This window comes from Nonomuraea sp. NPDC004702 (assembly GCF_053601695.1).
The window spans coordinates 72,274-88,180 of record NZ_JBSGCE010000032.1; the positions used below are offsets into that span (position 1 = coordinate 72,274).

The following is a 15,907-nucleotide window of genomic DNA, read 5'->3' on the forward strand; positions in this document are numbered from 1 at the left end:
ATGACTGACGAAGCATCTCCTGAGGAGGAGGTCGTCGCGGTGGCGGCGGCCGTGGCGAACACCGCCACGACATTGGAGGTCGCCGAGGCCAACCCCTTGCGCGACCCGCGTGACAAGCGGCTGCCGCGGGTGGCGGGGCCGTGCGTGCTGGTGCTGTTCGGCGTGACGGGCGACCTGGCCAAGCGCAAGCTGCTGCCGGCCATTTACGACCTGGGCAACCGCGGCCTGCTGCCGCCCGGCTTCTCGCTGGTCGGTTTCGCCAGGCGCGACTGGAAGGACCAGGACTTCGCGCAGTTGACGCACGACGCGGTCAAGGCGCACGCGCGTACGCCGTTCCGCGAGGAGGTCTGGAAGCAGATCCTCGAAGGCATCCATTTCGTGCCGGGCGAGTTCTCCGACGACGGAGCCTTCGACGCGCTGGCGATGGCGTTGGCGGAGATCGACCAGACCCGCGGCACGGGCGGCAACTACGCTTTCTACCTGTCCGTCCCGCCCAAGTTCTTCCCCGTGGTGGTCGAGCAGCTCAAGCGCACCGGGCTGTCCGACGCGCCCGAGGGGTCGTGGCGGCGGGTGGTCATCGAGAAGCCGTTCGGCCACGACCTGAAGTCGGCCCACGAGCTGAACGAGATCACCACGTCGGCGTTCCCGGAGAGCTCGATCTTCCGGATCGACCACTACCTGGGCAAGGAGACGGTCCAGAACATCCTGGCGCTGCGCTTCGCCAACAACCTGTACGAGCCCATCTGGAACCGCAGCTTCGTCGACCACGTGCAGATCACCATGGCCGAGGACATCGGCATCGGCGGCCGCGCCGGCTACTACGACGGCATCGGCGCGGCCCGCGACGTGATCCAGAACCACCTGCTCCAGCTGCTCGCGCTGGTCGCCATGGAGGACCCGACCTCCTTCGACGCCTCGGCGCTGCGCCGGGAGAAGGAGAAGGTGCTCAAGGCGGTGCGGCTGCCGTCCAACCTGGGGCTCAACACCGCGCGCGGCCAGTACGCGGCCGGGTGGCAGGGCGGCGAGAAGGTCGTCGGCTACCTCCAGGAGGAGGGCATCTCCGCCGAGTCGACCACCGAGACGTACGCGGCCATCAAGCTGGAGATCGCCAACCGGCGGTGGGCCGGGGTGCCGTTCTACCTGCGTACCGGCAAGCGGCTGGGCCGCCGGGTCACCGAGGTGGCCGTGGTGTTCCAGCGGGCGCCGCACCTGCCCTTCAGCAAGACCGACACCGAGATCCTGGGCCAGAACGCCCTGGTCATCCGCGTCCAGCCGGACGAGGGCATCACCGTGCGGTTCGGGTCGAAGGTCCCGGGCACCGCCATGGAGGTGCGCGACGTGTCCATGGACTTCGCCTACGGCGAGTCGTTCCTGGAGTCCTCGCCGGAGGCGTACGAGCGGCTGCTGCTCGACGTCATGATCGGCGACCCGCCGCTCTTCCCGCACCAGCGCGAGGTCGAGCTGTCCTGGACGATCCTCGACCCGATCGAGGACTTCTGGGCCACGCAGGGACAGCCCGAGGGGTACGAGTCGGGCTCGTGGGGCCCGGAGTCGGCCGACGCGATGATGGCGCGCGACGGCCGCGTGTGGAGGAGACTCTAGTGACGACGTTCATGCTGTCGGACACGACGGCCGGCAAGATCTCGGCGCAGCTCATGCTGCTGCGCCACCAGATGGGCGCGCCCGCCATCGGCATGGTGCTGACCCTCGTGGTGGTCTCCGAGGAGCGCCACCAGTACGACGCGCTGCGCGCCGCCACCGAGGCGGCCCGCGAGCATCCCTCGCGCATCATCGTGGTGATCAAGCGGGAGGAGGCCGAGCCCAACCGGCTCGACGCCGAGCTGCGCATCGGCGAGAACACGCCGGGCGAGGTCGTGGTGCTGCGCCTGTACGGCGAGCTGACCCAGCACGCCGACTCCGTCGTCAGCCCCCTGCTGCTGCCCGACACCCCCGTGGTGGCCTGGTGGCCGGGCGCGGCCCCCGACGTGCCGTCCAAGGACGCGATCGGCGCCCTGGCCCAGCGACGCATCACCGACGCCAAGGGCTTCGAGAACGGCGGCGCCGCGTCGCTGGTCACCCGCGCCAAGGGGTACGCCCCCGGCGACACCGACCTGGCCTGGGCCCGGCTGACGCCGTGGCGCAGCCTGCTGGCCGCCGCGTTCGACCAGCCGGTGGGCAAGGTGCGCAAGGGCGTGGTGGAGGCCAGCGCCGGGCATCCGAGCGCGCCGCTGCTGGCGGCCTGGCTGTCGGAGCGGCTGGGGGCGCCGGTCAAGGTGGGCGAGTCGGCCGGTCCGGGCCTGACCGCCGTACGACTGCAGACCGGCGACGGCGAGCTGTCGGTCATGCGTTCCGACGCGCGGCTGGCCACGCTGTCGCGGCCCGGCCAGCCCGACCGGAACGTGGCCCTGGCCAGGCGGCACACCTCCGAGCTGATGGCCGAGGAGCTGCGCCGGCTGGACAGCGACGAGGTCTACGAGGCCGCCGTCAAGCGCTTCGCCCGTACGTACAAGGGCTGACCCCCTCCACTTGAGAAAGAAGTGTCGTGAGCGTTCCCAACGTTGTCGTGCACCGCGACGCCGACGTCCTGGCCAAGGCCGTGGCGGCGCGCATCATCACGCGCCTGGTCGACGTGCAGTCGGCCAAGGGGTCGGCCTCGATCGTGCTGACCGGCGGCACGGTCGGCATCGCCACGCTGGCCGCCATCGCCGCCACGCCCGCCCGTGACGCCGTCGACTGGCGGCGCCTGGACGTCTGGTGGGGCGACGAGCGTTTCGTGCCCACCGGCGACAAGGAACGCAACGAGACCGGCGCCCGCCAGGCGCTGCTCGACCACGTGGACCTGGACCCCGGCCGGATCCACGTCATGCGCGGCCCCGACTCCGGCATGACGGCCGAGGAGTCGGCCGAGGCGTACGCCGCCGAGCTGCGCGCCGCGGCCCGCCCCGAGGACCACGGCCCGGTGCCGGCCTTCGACGTCATGCTCCTCGGCATGGGCCCCGACGCGCACGTGGCCTCGCTGTTCCCCGGCATGCCCGCCCTGTACGACACGCGCCCGGTCGTCTCCGTGCACGGCTCCCCCAAGCCGCCCCCCACCCGCATCTCCCTGACGCTGCCCGCCATCCAGGCGGCGCGCGAGGTGTGGGTGGTGGCGGCCGGCGAGGAGAAGTCAGGCGCGGTACGCCTGGCCCTGTCGGACTCGGGACACGTCCAGGTGCCCGCGGCCGGCGCCCGCGGCCGGGCCGGCACCCTGTTCCTGCTGGACCGCGCCGCCGCCACCAAGATCCCCCCAGAACTGGGCCGCCTGGCCTCCCCCTGACCTCGAACGCGGGTCGCGGGCGCACGACGATCCTGGCCGTCAGAGGTCGGCGGTCAGGGTGTCGATCTCCTTGAGGAGGGTCTGCTTGCGGTCGGCGGCCAGGTAGGAGGCGTTGACGGCGTTGCGGGCCAGTTGGGCCAGCTCGGTGGCGCCCAGGCCGAGCACGTGGGCGGCGGCGCGGTACTCCCCCGCCAGCGTGGTGGCGAACATGGGCGGGTCGTCGCTGTTGAGCGTGACGTACAGGCCCTCCTCCAGCATCCGGGGCAGCGGGTGGGCGGCGAGCTCGGGCACCTGGCCGGTGCAGACGTTGGAGGTGGGGCAGACGTCCAGGGGGAGCTGGGTCTCGCGCAGGTGGGCGACCAGGCGGGGGTCGGACAGGCAGTTGATGCCGTGGCCGATGCGCTCGGCGCCGTAGCCCTCGATGACCTCCCACATCGTCTCGGGGCCGCTCATCTCGCCGCCGTGCGGGACGCTGTGCAGGCCGGCGGCGCGTGCGGCGGTGAAGGCGTCGCGGTAGGCGTCGCGGTACTTGGGGCGGTCCTGTTCGATGCCTCCGATGCCGAAACCTACCAATGCGGCGGGAGGTTCGCGCAGAGCGTGGTCGACGGTGATCCGGGCGGCCTCCTCGCCGTACTCGCCGGGGATGTCGAAGATGTAGGCCATCTCCACGCCGTGGTCGGTCAGGGAGCGGCGGGCGGCCAGGTCGAGGGCCTCGGTCACCTCGCGCATGGGCATGCCGACCACGTGATGGGCGTACGGGGTGACCTGCAGCTCGGCGTACCGGCCGCCCTGTCCGGCGAGGTCCCTGGCCAGGCCGAGGACGAGGGTGGCGACGTCCTCGGGCTCGCGGACCAGGCTGTTGACGGCCTGGTACACGCGGGCGAAGTGGGGGAAGTCGAGGAAGGTGTAGAAGCGGCGCAGTTCCTCCTCGGTGGTCGGGACCTCACTGCCGGGATGCCGCCGGGACAGCTCCAGCACGGTGTCGACCGAGGCCGATCCGACCAGATGTACGTGCAGCTCCACCTTGGGCAGCGCGTCGATGAAGGCGTCGATGGTCATGGCGAAGACCATAAGCCTGAGATTTCCTTCTGAAACAGGGAATCGGGCGAAATTTCACCTCAAGATGTCAGGATTCGGGCTGCGGGGTAGGCTCCAAGGTTGTGAGGGATCCTGAGGCCTATGACCGCGGCTTCGCGCGGCTCAGCTCGCACACCGTCCAACCCCTGCTCGCCGCCGTGACCCGAGTCGACACCGCGCCCCCAAGCGACACCGCGACCCGAGGTGTCGCCGCGACCCCAGGTGTCGCCGCGCCCCCGGGCGCCGACGTGACCCCACGTTCGGAAGGCCGGGTGGAGCGGCGTCCTGAGGTCGGTGTTCCAGAGGGGCGTCGGGAGCGGATTCTTGACGTCGGATGTGGCACCGGCGTGGTCACGGCGGCCGCGCTCGCGGCCGGCGCCGAGGTCACCGCCGTGGACGCCGACCCCGCCATGCTGGAGCTGGTCGCCCGCCGCCACCCCGCCGCCACCGTCCGCCGGGCCACCCTGCCCGTCCTGCCGTTCGAGGACGCCTCCTTCGACGCCGTGGCGGGCAACTTCGTCGTCAACCACGTCGCCGACGTCCCGGCGACGCTCGCGGAGCTGCGCCGGGTGCTGCGTCCTGGCGGCGCCGTCGCGCTGACCTGGTGGAAGTCCGACGAGATGACGGCCACGAACGTCTTCGCCGAGGCCCTGGCGGCGGCGGGGGTGCCGTACGAACCCCCGGTCCGCCCCTTCGCCGCCGTGGAACGGCCGGAACGCTTCGCCGGGCTGCTGGAGGAGGCGGGCTTCACGGCCGTGGACGTGCGCACGCTGCGCTGGCGGCACCGGGTGGACGTCGCCGCCTGGTGGAGCGGCGTGGTCGAGGCGGGCGGCCCGCGTTTCGAGACGATCGCCCGTCAGCCGCCGGAGACCTACGCCCGAGTCCGGGCCTGCTACGACCGCCTGGCCGCCCCGTACGCCGGCACGGGCTTCCCCGTCTGCGCCTATCTGGCCCGCGGCCTGCGCTGACCGGGCCCAGCACCGGAGGACAGCCCCCATGAGCGGCGGGTTCCTGCGCTCTCGGCGGCACGCCCTTCAGCGGTGGGCGATCTCCTCGAACCGTACGCCCGTGAGCTGCGCGGACACCTCCCACAGCCGCCGCGCGACCTCCTCGGACCTGGCCGTCTCCGAGGGCGCGAGCAGCTTCAGCCGGGGGCCGACGAACTCGCCGCCGGTGATGTCCGGCGAGGTGGCGGCGTACAGCGAGGGGGCGGCGCCGGCGTCGGCCGACTGGAGGAACAAGCGCAGGAGGAGCTGCAGGGGCCCCAGCTTGACGAAGCGGGTCGCGGTGGCACCCGGGTGGGTGGCCACACTGATCAGGCCCGTACCGGCGCTGCTGGCCCGCCGCGGGAGCTCCAGGGTGAAGAGCAGGTTGGCGAGCTTGGACCGTCCGTACGCGCTCATCCGGCCGTAGCCGCGTTCCAGGGCGAGGTCGTCGAAGTCGAGCCTGCCCATGGAGTGCGCGTCGCTGGAGACGGTGACCACGCGGGCGTGCGGAGCGGCCAGGAGCCGTGGCAGGAGCAGCCCGGTGAGCGCGAAGTGGCCGAGGTGGTTGGTGCCGAACTGCAGCTCCCAGCCCTCCTTGGTCAGCTGACGGGGGATCAGGCCGATCCCGGCGTTGTTGATCAGCAGGTCCACTTTGTCCACCGTGTCGGCGAAGCGCCGGATCGAGGACTGGTCGGCCAGGTCGAGTGCGCCGTACGCGACGTCGGCCCCCGGCACGGCCCGCCGGATCTCCGCCACGGCGGCCTCGCCCTTGTCCGCCGAGCGGGCGGCCACGACGACGCGGGCGCCGTGCCGGGCCAGCTCGCGGGCGGTGGGCAGGCCGATGCCGCTGTTGGCTCCGGTCACGATGGCCGTTGTGCCGGTGAGGTCCGGGATGTCGGCGGGCGTCCAGGGGGCCATCGCCCCTCCTTGCAGGTGTACGAACGCGTTTCGTGCACCTTAGTCCAGTCGGCGGCGGGCGTGGCGCTCCTCGCGGCGCGTGACCTCCAGACGTTGCCGGACCTCCTCCAGCCGCTTGCGGGCCTTGGCCAGCTTGCGTTCCAGCCGGGCGACCTTCTCGGCGCGCTCGTCGTAGTCGCGGGTGACCGACTCCAGCGCCTCGGCCCACTCCCGGTGGGCCGCCTCGGCCTCCGCGCGCTCCTTCGCCTTCCTGGCCTCCTTGGCTTCTCGGGCCTGCCTCGCCTCGGCCTCCGCCCGCGCCCGCGCCTCGGCCGCCGCGTCCCTCCCGGCCCGCCCACGCCCACGCGCTCCGGGCCGGAGCTCGCTGAAGGGGGCGGTGGCCGGCGCAGCGGCGGGCGCGGTGGAACGGGCGGGCGCGGGGGCGAAGCCGCTGTAGCTGAGCGGTTTGGCCAGGCGGCCGGCCCGCACCTGGTCGGCGGCGCCGGCGTCCACGACGGCCGCGTCCAGCGTCTGGTCCACCTCCGAGGCGGCCGCCGCCGACAGGCCGCCGGCCTGCCTGGCCAGCCTCGCCACCTTGGCGGTCGCCTCGCCACGCGACCGGGTCAGCTCGGCCAGCGCCTCGGCGTCCTGCGCCTGCCAGGCCGCACGCAGCCGCTCCCCCACGCCGAGCAGTTCGGCCAGCTCGGCGGGGTGCTCCCGGGCCAGCCGGTTGACCGCCCAGGCCGAGACGGTGGGCTTGCGCAGCTTCGCGATGTCCCGCGAGAGCCGTACGTCGCCCGCCTCCTTGGCCGCGCGGACCTCGGCCGCGCGGGCGGCGGTGAACTCCGCCGGCGGGACTGCGTAGAGGCGGCCGGCCACCTCGTCAAGATCCACACAGGACAAATACCCCACACGGCGGGGTTTGTAGCGCATAGTGGAGGCAGCCCCAGTCGAACGGAGGCCCCCGGTGTTCGAACGCTTCACCGACCGTGCGCGCAGGGTCGTCGTGCTCGCCCAGGAGGAGGCGCGGCAGCTGAGCCACGACTACATCGGCACGGAACACATCCTGCTGGGCCTCATCCGCGAGGGCGAGGGGCTGGCCGCGCTGGTGCTCGACGGCTGCGGCGTGGAGCTGGAGCACGTACGGGCCTTCGTGGAGCGCGAGGTGGGCCGCGGGGCCAGCTCGCCGAGCGGGCACATCCCCTTCACCCCGCGCGCCAAGAAGGTGCTGGAGCTGTCCCTGCGCGAGGCCCTGCAACTGCGCCACAACTACATCGGCACCGAGCACATCCTGCTCGGGCTGATCAGGGAGGGCGAGGGGCTGGCCGCCCAGGCTCTGGCGGACACCGGCGCCGACCTGGCCGACGTCCGGCAGCGCCTGCTCGACCGGGTGGGCCGCGGCACCAGGGAACGTCCGACGGAGGTGTACTTCGGCGGCGGCTCGGTGCTCGCCGAACGGCTCACCCGCATCGAGGAGAGCCTGGAACGCATCGAGCGCCACCTGGGCATCGGCCCGGCCGCCGCCGACCCTGCCGCCGCCGGCCCTGCCGCCGCCGACCCCGAGTCCGGCGAGCCCGAGGAGGGCCTAGGCTGAGGCCCGCACGCCGACCGGCAGCCGCGCCTCCACCACGCCGGGGTCCTCGGTCCGGCCGAGCGAGGCGCCCAGCGTGGTCAGCAGGCCGCGCATCCGCGCGTTGTCGGCCAGCAGGGTGGCCCTGACCTCTGCGTACCCGAGGTCGCGCGCCTGCCGCACCAGCATCCTGGCCAGCACGGCGCCCAGGCCACGCCCCTGCCAGCGATCCTCGACCAGGAAGGCCATCTCGGCGATGCCGGGGTCGGGGGTGAACATGAGGTTCGCCATCGCCACGACCTGGCCGTCGTGCCCGGCGACCAGCGAGAAGCCCCTGCCGCGGTCGCAGAGCCGGTCGAACGCGCGCGGCGGGAGCGCGGGCATCGAGGTGAAGTAGCGGAACCTGCGGGCCTCGGGCGAGCACCTGTCGTGCAGGTCGCGCACCGCCTCGCGGTAGATCGTGGTGAGCGGCCGCACGGTGATCTCGGCGCCGTCGGCCAGTTTCAGTGCGCGTTCGGACGGGGTCTGCTCGGGCGCGGGCTGGGCGAGCCGGGCGAAGGAGGCCGCGCGGGCGGCCTCGGTCAGCGTGAACGGCAGCCCGGTGCGGCGCAGCCGGACCGCGCGCCGCCGCGCCACGGGCACGACGAGCAGGGTCGGGTCGGGGAGGTCGCTCACCGGTTCACCATAGATCCACCGGGCGTCGTCCGCGCGCAGCAGCTCGGCCAGCAGCTCGGGCAGCCGCCAGGGCGTGGAACGCAGCCGGGAGGCCAGCAGCAGCGCCCTGGTCGGCTCGTCGGTCAGCTCGTGGGCGGTGGCGGGGACCACCTGGACGCGCCGGCCGCCGGCGGCCTCCAGCGCCTCGCGCACGGCCTCAGGGCCGGCCGGGATGTCGGCCACGAATTCGTCGACGGTGCCGTCGGCGTCGGACTGGACGCTCAGGCCGAGGATGTTGCCGCCCCTGGCGGCCAGGGCCGAGGCCAGCGAGGCCAGCCGTCCGGGTCGCTCGTCCACCGTGGTCCGGATGCGCAAGAATCCCATGGGAGGAGCATGCCTGGGACGTGTTACATGCCCGCTAACGACGGGTTTCATCACGAATTTCGTCGTGAGATGCGCCACCTAATCCCGATATAGCAGGATATGGGGCCATGAATGCGCGAGTTCCCTTGTCGTCCGGATTCGTCAACGGTGACGTGTCCTTCTGGTACCGCTCGTCCGGGGTGCCGGAGCCCGGTCCGCGGCTCGACGGCGACCTGCAGGCCGACGTGGCGATCGTCGGGGCCGGCTACACGGGGCTGTGGACCGCGTACTACCTCAAGAAGGCCCGCCCCTCGCTCCGGGTGGTGCTGCTGGAGCAGGAGTTCGCCGGGTTCGGCGCCTCGGGGCGCAACGGCGGCTGGCTGACCGGCGACCTGGCCGGCTCCCACGAACGGTACGGCTCGGACGCCCGCCGGCTGCAGCGCGAGATGTACGCCTCCATCGACGAGGTCATCGCGGTCTGCGAGAACGAGTCGATCGACTGCGACATCGTCAAGGGCGGCGTGGTGAACGTGGCCCGCACCCCCGCCCAGGCCGACCGGCTGCGCGCCTCGGTGGCCGCCGCCCGCGCCTGGGGCATCGAGGAGGCGGACCTGCGGCTGGCCGACCCCTTGGAGCACGTCCGCGTGGCGGGCGCCCTGGCGGCCTCCTGGAGCCCCCACTGCGCCCGCATCCAGCCCGCCAAGCTGGCCCAGGGGCTGGCCAGGGCCGTACGCGACCTCGGCGTCCCGGTCTACGAGCGCACCCCGGTCACCGAGATCGCCCCCGGCCGGGCGGTGACCCCGTACGGGACGGTCACGGCGGCGTACGTCATCCGCGCCACCGAGGGCTTCACCGCCCGCCTGAACGGCCTGCGCCGCCAGTGGCTGCCCATGAACAGCTCCATGATCGTCACCGAGCCGCTCCCCGCCTCCTTCTGGGACGAGGTCGGCTGGCGGGGCGCCGAACTGCTCGGCGACCTCGCGCACTACTACATGTACGCCCAGCGCACCGCCGACGACCGCATCGCCTTCGGCGGCCGGGGCCGTCCGTACCTGTACGGCTCCCGCATCGACGCCCGCGGCCGCACCCACGAGTGGACGGTCGAGGCCCTGTGGCGGCTCCTGGTCGACTTCTTCCCCGCGGCCCGCTCCTCCTCGGTCGCGCACGCCTGGTCGGGCGTGCTGGGCGTGCCGCGCGACTGGTGCTCGACCGTGCACGTGGACCGCGCGACCGGCCTGGGCTGGGCCGGCGGCTACACCGGGCACGGCGTGACCACCACGAACCTCGCCGGGCGCACCCTGCGTGATCTCATACTCGGGGAGGAGACGGAGCTGACGTCCCTGCCGTGGGTGGGGCGCAAGGTGCGCTCCTGGGAGCCCGAGCCGCTGCGCTGGATGGGGGTGCACGCGATGTACCGCCTGTACCGGGTGGCCGATCACCGGGAGCGTTCCATGCCCCGCACCTCGGCCCTGGCCCGCTTCGCCGACCTGATCACCGGCCACTGACCCCGCACTGAGAACCGCACTGAGAAAGGGAGAACCTCCTTGAACATCCTCTTCCGTGGTGGCAGCGCCTTCATCGGCGGCGCCGTGCGGCGCGACGCCGTGCTGGTGCGGGACGGGGTGATCGCCGCCGTCGGCCCGGAGGGCGAGCTGTCCCGCAGCGCCCCCGGCCACGACACCGTCGACCTGGACGGCGGCCTGCTCACCCCCGGCTTCATCGACGCGCACATGCACCCGGTACAAGCCGGACTCGAACGAGCAAAGTGCGACTTGTCGGAGATCTTCGGCCTAGACACCTACATAGCCAAGATCTCCGACTACGCCACGAAAAATCCAGAAAAAGAGTGGATCGACGGCGGAGGCTGGGACATGTCAGCCTTCCCCAACGGCCTCCCCCACCGCTCCCAGCTCGACTTCCTCGACCGGCCGGCTTACCTGATCCAGCGTGACCACCACGCCGCCTGGGTCAACTCCCGCGCCCTCGACCTGGCCGGCATCACCCGGGACACCCCCGACCCCGCCGACGGCAGGATCGAGCGCGACGCCGACGGCACCCCGTCGGGCGTCCTGCACGAGGGCGCGATGGACCTCGTCGGCCTGCTGGCCCCCCGGCCCACCGCCGAGGACCAGGCCAGGGCCCTGGCCGAAGCCGAGCAGCACCTGTTCTCGCTGGGCGTCACCGGCTGGCAGGACGCCATCGTCGGCTCGTACGCCGGCTCGGACGACCAGCTTCCCACCTACCTCGACGCCGCCCGCGCGGGCCGGCTGCGCGCCCGCGTGGTGGGCGCGCTGTGGTGGGACAGGACGCGCGGCGAGGACCAGATCGAGGACCTGGTCCGCAGGCGGGCCGCCGCCGAGGGGCTGGACCGGTTCGCCGCCACCTCGGTCAAGATCATGCAGGACGGCATCACGGAGAACTTCACCGCCGCGACGCTGGAGCCGTACTGCCGGTGCGGCGGCACGGGCCTGTCCTACGTCGATCCCGGCAAGCTCAAGCGGTACGTCGCCGAGCTGGACCGGCTGGGCTTCCAGGTGCACTTCCACGCCATCGGCGAACGCGCCGTGCGCGAGGCGCTGGACAGCTTCGAGGGCACGGACCCGGCCAACCGCCACCACATCGCCCACCTGCAGATCATCGAGCCGTCCGACGTGCCGCGCTTCGCCGCGCTGGGCGTCACGGCCAACCTGCAGCCCCTGTGGGCCACCCACCACGCCCAGATGGACGAGCTGACGCTGCCGTTCCTGGGTGAGCCGCGCTCGTCGTGGCAGTACCCCTTCAAGGATCTCCAGGCGCACGGCACCCGGTTCTGCGCGGGCAGCGACTGGCCGGTCTCGGACGCCGACCCGATCCAGGGCATGCACGTGGCGGTGAACCGTACCGAACCGGGCGGATCGGTGCACGCGGGCTACCCGACGGCGCAGACGCCGTTCCTGCCCGGCCAGCGCCTCGACCTGGCCACGGCGTTGAGCGCGTACACCGAGGGGTCGGCCTGGATCAACCGTTCGCCGGCGGGCGTGATCGCGCCCGGCCGCCCGGCCGACCTGGTGGTGCTCGACCGCGACCCCTTCGAGCTGCCCCCGGCCGACATCTGGACGACGCGGGTGCGCATGACGTTCGTCGACGGCGTGGCGGTGCACGGCCGATGACGCGCGAAGGGCCCCGGTGACCAGCACCAGGGCCCTTCCGCCGGCTCGCCTACCAGGGGGACTTGTTGTTGCGCAGGCGCTCCAGTGCCTCCTCGAGGATCGCCTTGCCGTCCTTGTCGCTCCGGCGCTCCTTCACGTAGGCCAGGTGCGTCTTGTACGGCTCGTTCTTGGGCGGGGCAGGCGGGGCCTCCTCGTCCTGTCCGGCTGGGAGGCCACAACGTGGGCAATCCCACATCTCGGGGACCGCCGCGTCGCTGGCGAAACTGGGGCGCGTCTCGTGCATGTTGGCGCACCAGAACGAGACCCGCACTCTCGGAGCTGCCTCGCCGCGCTCGGCCTCCCCCATAGGGCCGGCGCCGACTCGGCTGCCACGGATCGCGTTGCCACTACCCACGGATGAACTCCTCGCTCGATCGCCCCGCGTCGTGACACGGGGGGAGAATCACTGTCACGCGTTAATCAGTTGTCTCAAGGCCGCATGAGCAGGCCGAGAGCGATGATGCAGACGAACCAGACGGTGCCCGTGATGACGGTCAGCCGGTCGAGGTTGCGCTCCACCACCGAGGAACCACCGAAGTTCGACGAGAAACCGCCGCCGAACATGTCAGACAGGCCGCCACCCTTGCCCTTGTGGAGCAGGACGAGCAGGATCATGAGACCGCTCGCCAGGATGAGGGCGATGGAGATTCCGATTTCCACGGTATGCCTGTTCCTTCAGTGCTCTGTTACGCGTGACGATTCAAACTTGCCTCTTGAGGGTACGGCCTGGTGTCAAGTCGCACCCTCAGAACGACTCAGTTAGCCAGGCAATTCGGAGAATCGGCAGATCTTGGCGAACTCCCCGGCATCGATGCTGGCACCGCCCACGAGCGCGCCGTCGACATCGGGTTGAGCCATGATCCCCACGATATTGCCGGACTTGACCGAGCCACCGTAAAGGATACGGACCGCAGAGGCCACTTCGGGGTCGTAGAGCTCCGCGAGTCTCACCCGCAACGCTCCGCAGACCTCCTGGGCGTCCTCCGGGGTGGCCACCTCGCCCGTGCCGATCGCCCACACGGGCTCGTAGGCCACCACTATCGATTTTGCCTGCTCGGCGCTGATTTTGCGCAGGGCGCCGTCGAGTTGACCGAGACTGTGCGCGATGTGGCCGCCCTCTTGGCGCACCGCCAGCCCCTCACCGACGCACAGGATGGGCGTGAGCGAGTGCCGGTAGGCCGCCTGCACCTTGGCGTTGACGAGGTCGTCGTCCTCGCCGTGGTACTGGCGGCGCTCAGAGTGGCCGATGACCACGTACGTGCAGCCGAGCTTGGCCAGCATGACGCCCGACACCTCGCCGGTGTAGGCGCCGCCGTCGTACTGGGACAGGTCTTGAGCCCCGTAGACGATGCGCAGCTTGTCGCCGTCGACCAGCGTCTGGACGCTGCGCAGATCGGTGAAGGGCGGCAGGACGGCCACCTCGGCCTTGTCGAAGTCCTTGTCGCTGAGCGCGAACGCCAGCTTCTGGACCAGGGCGATGGCCTCAAGGTGATTGAGGTTCATCTTCCAGTTGCCGGCGATGAGCGGCTTGCGCTGCTGGGCCACCTCAGTCCTCCAGAGCCGCGAGTCCGGGAAGGGTCTTGCCCTCAAGGTATTCCAGGCTGGCCCCGCCGCCGGTGGAGATGTGCGAGAAACCGTCCTCGGGCAGGCCGAGCCTGCGCACGGCCGCCGCGGAGTCGCCGCCGCCGACCACCGTGAAGGCGTCGGAGCCGATGAGCGCCTCGGCCACCGCCCTGGTGCCGCCGGAGAACGCGTCGAACTCGAACACGCCCATGGGGCCGTTCCAGAAGACGGTCTTGGCGTCGGCCAGCTTGCTCGCGAACAGCTCGCGCGTCTTGGGGCCGATGTCGAGCCCCTCGCGGTCGGCCGGGATCGCGGTGGCCTCGACCACCTCGTGCTCGGCGTCGGCGGCGAAGGTGACGGCCGCCACCACGTCGACCGGCAGCACGAGGTCGACGCCCCGCTTGCCGGCCTCGGCGAGGAAGCCGCGCACCTGGTCGAGCTGGTCCTCCTGGAGCAGCGACCGGCCCACCTCGTGGCCCTGGGCCTTGAGGAAGGTGTAGGCCATGCCGCCGCCGATCAGCAGCCGGTCGACCTTGGTGAGCAGGTTGGCGATGACGCCCAGCTTGTCGGAGACCTTGGCCCCGCCCAGGACGACCACGTAGGGACGCTCGGTGTCCTCGGTCAGCCTGCGCAGCACCTCGACCTCGGCCACGACCAGCCCGCCGGCCGCGTGCGGCAGCAGCTTGGGCACGTCGTAGACGCTGGCGTGCTTGCGGTGCACCGCGCCGAAGCCGTCGCCGACGTAGAGCTCGGCCAGGCCGGCCAGCTTCTCGGCGAACGCGCCGCGGACGGCGTCGTCCTTGGACTCCTCGCCCGGCTCGTAGCGCAGGTTCTCCAGCAGGGCGACCTGGCCCTCCTGGAGGGCCTCGACCGTCTGCCGGGCGCTGTCGCCGACCACGTCGGTGGCGAAGGCGACGTCCTGGCCGAGCAGCTCGCCCAGGCGGGCGGCCACCGGCCGGAGCGAGTACTCGGGATTCACCTTGCCCTTGGGCCTGCCCAGATGGGCGCAGACGACGACCTTGGCGCCGCGCCCGGCCAGCGCCTGGATCGTCGGCACCGACGCGCGGATGCGGCCGTCGTCGGTGATCTTCTCCCCGTCGAGCGGGACGTTGAGGTCGGCGCGCACGAGCACGCGCCGCCCCTTGACGTCGAGATCGTCGAGCGTGCGCATGCTCATGCTCCTGTTCCCGCAGCGGCCTCGGTCACGCTCACAGGTCGCGGCCGACCAGCTCGATCAGGTCGGCGAGGCGGTTGGAGTAGCCCCACTCGTTGTCGTACCAGCCGACGACCTTGACCTGGTTGCCGATGACCTTGGTGAGGCCGGCGTCGAAGATGCAGGAGTGGGGGTCGGTGACGATGTCGGAGGAGACGATCTCGTCCTCGGTGTAGCTGAGGATGCCCTTGAGCGGGCCCTCGGCGGCGGCCTTGACCGCGGCGTTGACCTCCTCGGCGGTGACCTCGCGGCTGACGTCGACGGTGAGGTCGGTGGCCGAGCCGGTGGGGATCGGCACGCGCATGGCGAAGCCGTCGAGCTTGCCCTTGAGCTCGGGCAGCACCAGGCCGATGGCCTTGGCGGCGCCGGTGGAGGTGGGCACCACGTTGAGGGCGGCGGCGCGGGCGCGGCGCAGGTCCTTGTGCGGGCCGTCCTGCAGGTTCTGGTCCTGCGTGTAGGCGTGGATGGTGGTCATCAGACCCTTCTCGATGGTGAAGGTGTCGTGGATGACCTTGGCCATCGGGGCCAGGCAGTTGGTGGTGCAGGACGCGTTGGAGATGATCGTGTGGCTGGCCGGGTCGTAGACGCCCTCGTTGACGCCCATCACGATGGTGACGTCCTCGTTCTTGGCCGGCGCGGAGATGATGACCTTCTTGGCGCCGTTGTCGGCGTGCACCTTGGCCTTGGAGGCGTCGGTGAACAGGCCGGTGGACTCCACCACGACGTCGACGCCGAGGTCGCCCCAGGGCAGCTTGGCCGGGTCGCGCTCCGCGAACGCCTTGATCGCCTTGCCGTCGACGGTGATCTCGTCGCTGGAGGCCTTCACCTCGTACGGCAGACGGCCCAGGATGCTGTCGTACTTCAGCAGGTGGGCGAGCGTCGCGTTGTCGGTCAGGTCGTTGACCGCGACGATCTCGATGTCCTTGCCGCTGGCGGCGACCGCGCGCCAGAAGTTGCGACCGATGCGGCCGAAGCCGTTGACGCCTACGCGGATGCTCACGGAAACCGATCTCCTCGAACAGATGGCGGTTGAATCTCAACCACGAACACTATCGGACCCAAATTGGTTTAGACCACTGC

At 71.6% G+C, this 15,907-nt stretch carries 15 protein-coding genes and 1 pseudogene; 7 read left to right on the forward strand and 9 right to left on the reverse strand.

Features of this window, described 5'->3' with window-relative positions:
• Genes zwf through pgl form a run of 3 tightly spaced genes read left to right on the forward strand, consistent with a single transcriptional unit; the run spans position 1 to position 3,316 of the window.
• Positions 1-1,602 (forward strand): glucose-6-phosphate dehydrogenase, encoded by a 1,602-nt coding sequence (zwf, locus tag ACWEJ6_RS32750; RefSeq protein ID WP_358300168.1) that lies wholly within the window; start codon positions 1-3, stop codon positions 1,600-1,602.
• Positions 1,602-2,516, forward strand: a complete 915-nt coding sequence (opcA, locus tag ACWEJ6_RS32755) for a glucose-6-phosphate dehydrogenase assembly protein OpcA (RefSeq protein WP_352323011.1) — start codon at positions 1,602-1,604, stop codon at positions 2,514-2,516. The genes zwf and opcA overlap by 1 nt, the downstream gene beginning before the upstream one ends.
• 26 nt (positions 2,517-2,542) lie before the next feature.
• Positions 2,543-3,316: a 6-phosphogluconolactonase gene (gene pgl, locus ACWEJ6_RS32760; protein ID WP_387679975.1), complete on the forward strand. Its 774-nt coding sequence runs from the start codon at positions 2,543-2,545 to the stop codon at positions 3,314-3,316.
• A 39-nt stretch (positions 3,317-3,355) separates the two neighbouring features.
• Here pgl and add read toward each other — a convergent pair whose 3' ends face one another.
• Positions 3,356-4,375, reverse strand: coding sequence for an adenosine deaminase (gene add / locus ACWEJ6_RS32765; protein WP_387679972.1), 1,020 nt, complete (start codon positions 4,373-4,375; stop codon positions 3,356-3,358).
• Between the two features lie 290 nt (positions 4,376-4,665).
• Between add and ACWEJ6_RS32770 the strand changes: the two genes are divergently transcribed.
• The gene (locus ACWEJ6_RS32770) at positions 4,666-5,361 is read left to right on the forward strand and encodes a class I SAM-dependent methyltransferase (RefSeq protein ID WP_452428838.1); all 696 of its coding nucleotides are present in this window, start codon (positions 4,666-4,668) and stop codon (positions 5,359-5,361) included.
• A 66-nt stretch (positions 5,362-5,427) separates the two neighbouring features.
• On the opposite strand, the gene ACWEJ6_RS32775 is transcribed toward ACWEJ6_RS32770, so the two are convergent.
• Together ACWEJ6_RS32775 and ACWEJ6_RS32780 are read right to left on the reverse strand one after the other, a co-directional pair.
• On the reverse strand, positions 5,428-6,297 hold the full coding sequence (locus ACWEJ6_RS32775) for an oxidoreductase (RefSeq protein WP_452428808.1): 870 nt from the start codon (positions 6,295-6,297) through the stop codon (positions 5,428-5,430).
• Positions 6,298-6,336: 39 nt separating this feature from the next.
• Positions 6,337-7,170, reverse strand: a complete 834-nt coding sequence (locus ACWEJ6_RS32780; RefSeq protein ID WP_452428810.1) for a hypothetical protein — start codon at positions 7,168-7,170, stop codon at positions 6,337-6,339.
• A gap of 73 nt (positions 7,171-7,243) precedes the next feature.
• Here ACWEJ6_RS32780 and ACWEJ6_RS32785 point away from each other — a divergent pair.
• Positions 7,244-7,660 (forward strand): annotated as a pseudogene (locus ACWEJ6_RS32785) (Clp protease N-terminal domain-containing protein); the annotation flags it as partial.
• 201 nt (positions 7,661-7,861) lie between these two features.
• Here ACWEJ6_RS32785 and ACWEJ6_RS32790 read toward each other — a convergent pair.
• A complete protein-coding gene (locus ACWEJ6_RS32790; RefSeq protein ID WP_452428812.1) occupies positions 7,862-8,884 on the reverse strand; it encodes an N-acetyltransferase family protein in 1,023 nt (340 codons plus the stop codon).
• 107 nt (positions 8,885-8,991) lie between these two features.
• On the opposite strand from ACWEJ6_RS32790, the gene ACWEJ6_RS32795 reads away from it, so the two are divergent.
• Together ACWEJ6_RS32795 and ACWEJ6_RS32800 are read left to right on the forward strand one after the other, a co-directional pair.
• Positions 8,992-10,368 (forward strand): NAD(P)/FAD-dependent oxidoreductase, encoded by a 1,377-nt coding sequence (locus ACWEJ6_RS32795; RefSeq protein ID WP_452428814.1) that lies wholly within the window; start codon positions 8,992-8,994, stop codon positions 10,366-10,368.
• A gap of 39 nt (positions 10,369-10,407) precedes the next feature.
• Positions 10,408-12,012, forward strand: coding sequence for an amidohydrolase (locus tag ACWEJ6_RS32800; protein ID WP_387679959.1), 1,605 nt, complete (start codon positions 10,408-10,410; stop codon positions 12,010-12,012).
• A gap of 49 nt (positions 12,013-12,061) precedes the next feature.
• Here the strand turns inward: ACWEJ6_RS32800 and ACWEJ6_RS32805 are convergent, their stop codons facing one another.
• The 5 genes from ACWEJ6_RS32805 to gap all read right to left on the reverse strand — a co-directional run bounded on the left by ACWEJ6_RS32805 (position 12,062) and on the right by gap (position 15,827).
• Positions 12,062-12,406, reverse strand: a complete 345-nt coding sequence (locus ACWEJ6_RS32805; RefSeq protein ID WP_082310244.1) for an RNA polymerase-binding protein RbpA — start codon at positions 12,404-12,406, stop codon at positions 12,062-12,064.
• A 74-nt stretch (positions 12,407-12,480) separates the two neighbouring features.
• Positions 12,481-12,711: a preprotein translocase subunit SecG gene (secG, locus tag ACWEJ6_RS32810; protein WP_090942947.1), complete on the reverse strand. Its 231-nt coding sequence runs from the start codon at positions 12,709-12,711 to the stop codon at positions 12,481-12,483.
• A 99-nt stretch (positions 12,712-12,810) separates the two neighbouring features.
• A complete protein-coding gene (tpiA, locus tag ACWEJ6_RS32815) occupies positions 12,811-13,596 on the reverse strand; it encodes a triose-phosphate isomerase (RefSeq protein WP_357705739.1) in 786 nt (261 codons plus the stop codon).
• A 1-nt stretch (position 13,597) separates the two neighbouring features.
• The gene (locus ACWEJ6_RS32820) at positions 13,598-14,785 is read right to left on the reverse strand and encodes a phosphoglycerate kinase (protein ID WP_387679955.1); all 1,188 of its coding nucleotides are present in this window, start codon (positions 14,783-14,785) and stop codon (positions 13,598-13,600) included.
• 37 nt (positions 14,786-14,822) lie between these two features.
• On the reverse strand, positions 14,823-15,827 hold the full coding sequence (gap, locus tag ACWEJ6_RS32825) for a type I glyceraldehyde-3-phosphate dehydrogenase (RefSeq protein WP_364340028.1): 1,005 nt from the start codon (positions 15,825-15,827) through the stop codon (positions 14,823-14,825).
• Between the last annotated feature and the right edge of the window lie 80 nt (positions 15,828-15,907).

Bases quoted from the DNA above. Each gene is read 5' to 3' on its own strand.
- zwf (WP_358300168.1), top strand. From the start codon at position 1: ATGACTGACGAAGCATCTCCTGAGGAGGAGGTCGTCGCGGTGGCGGCG.
- add (WP_387679972.1), bottom strand. From the start codon at position 4,375: ATGACCATCGACGCCTTCATCGACGCGCTGCCCAAGGTGGAGCTGCAC.
- ACWEJ6_RS32775 (WP_452428808.1), bottom strand. From the start codon at position 6,297: ATGGCCCCCTGGACGCCCGCCGACATCCCGGACCTCACCGGCACAACG.
- ACWEJ6_RS32790 (WP_452428812.1), bottom strand. From the start codon at position 8,884: ATGGGATTCTTGCGCATCCGGACCACGGTGGACGAGCGACCCGGACGG.
- ACWEJ6_RS32795 (WP_452428814.1), top strand. From the start codon at position 8,992: ATGAATGCGCGAGTTCCCTTGTCGTCCGGATTCGTCAACGGTGACGTG.
- ACWEJ6_RS32820 (WP_387679955.1), bottom strand. From the start codon at position 14,785: ATGCGCACGCTCGACGATCTCGACGTCAAGGGGCGGCGCGTGCTCGTG.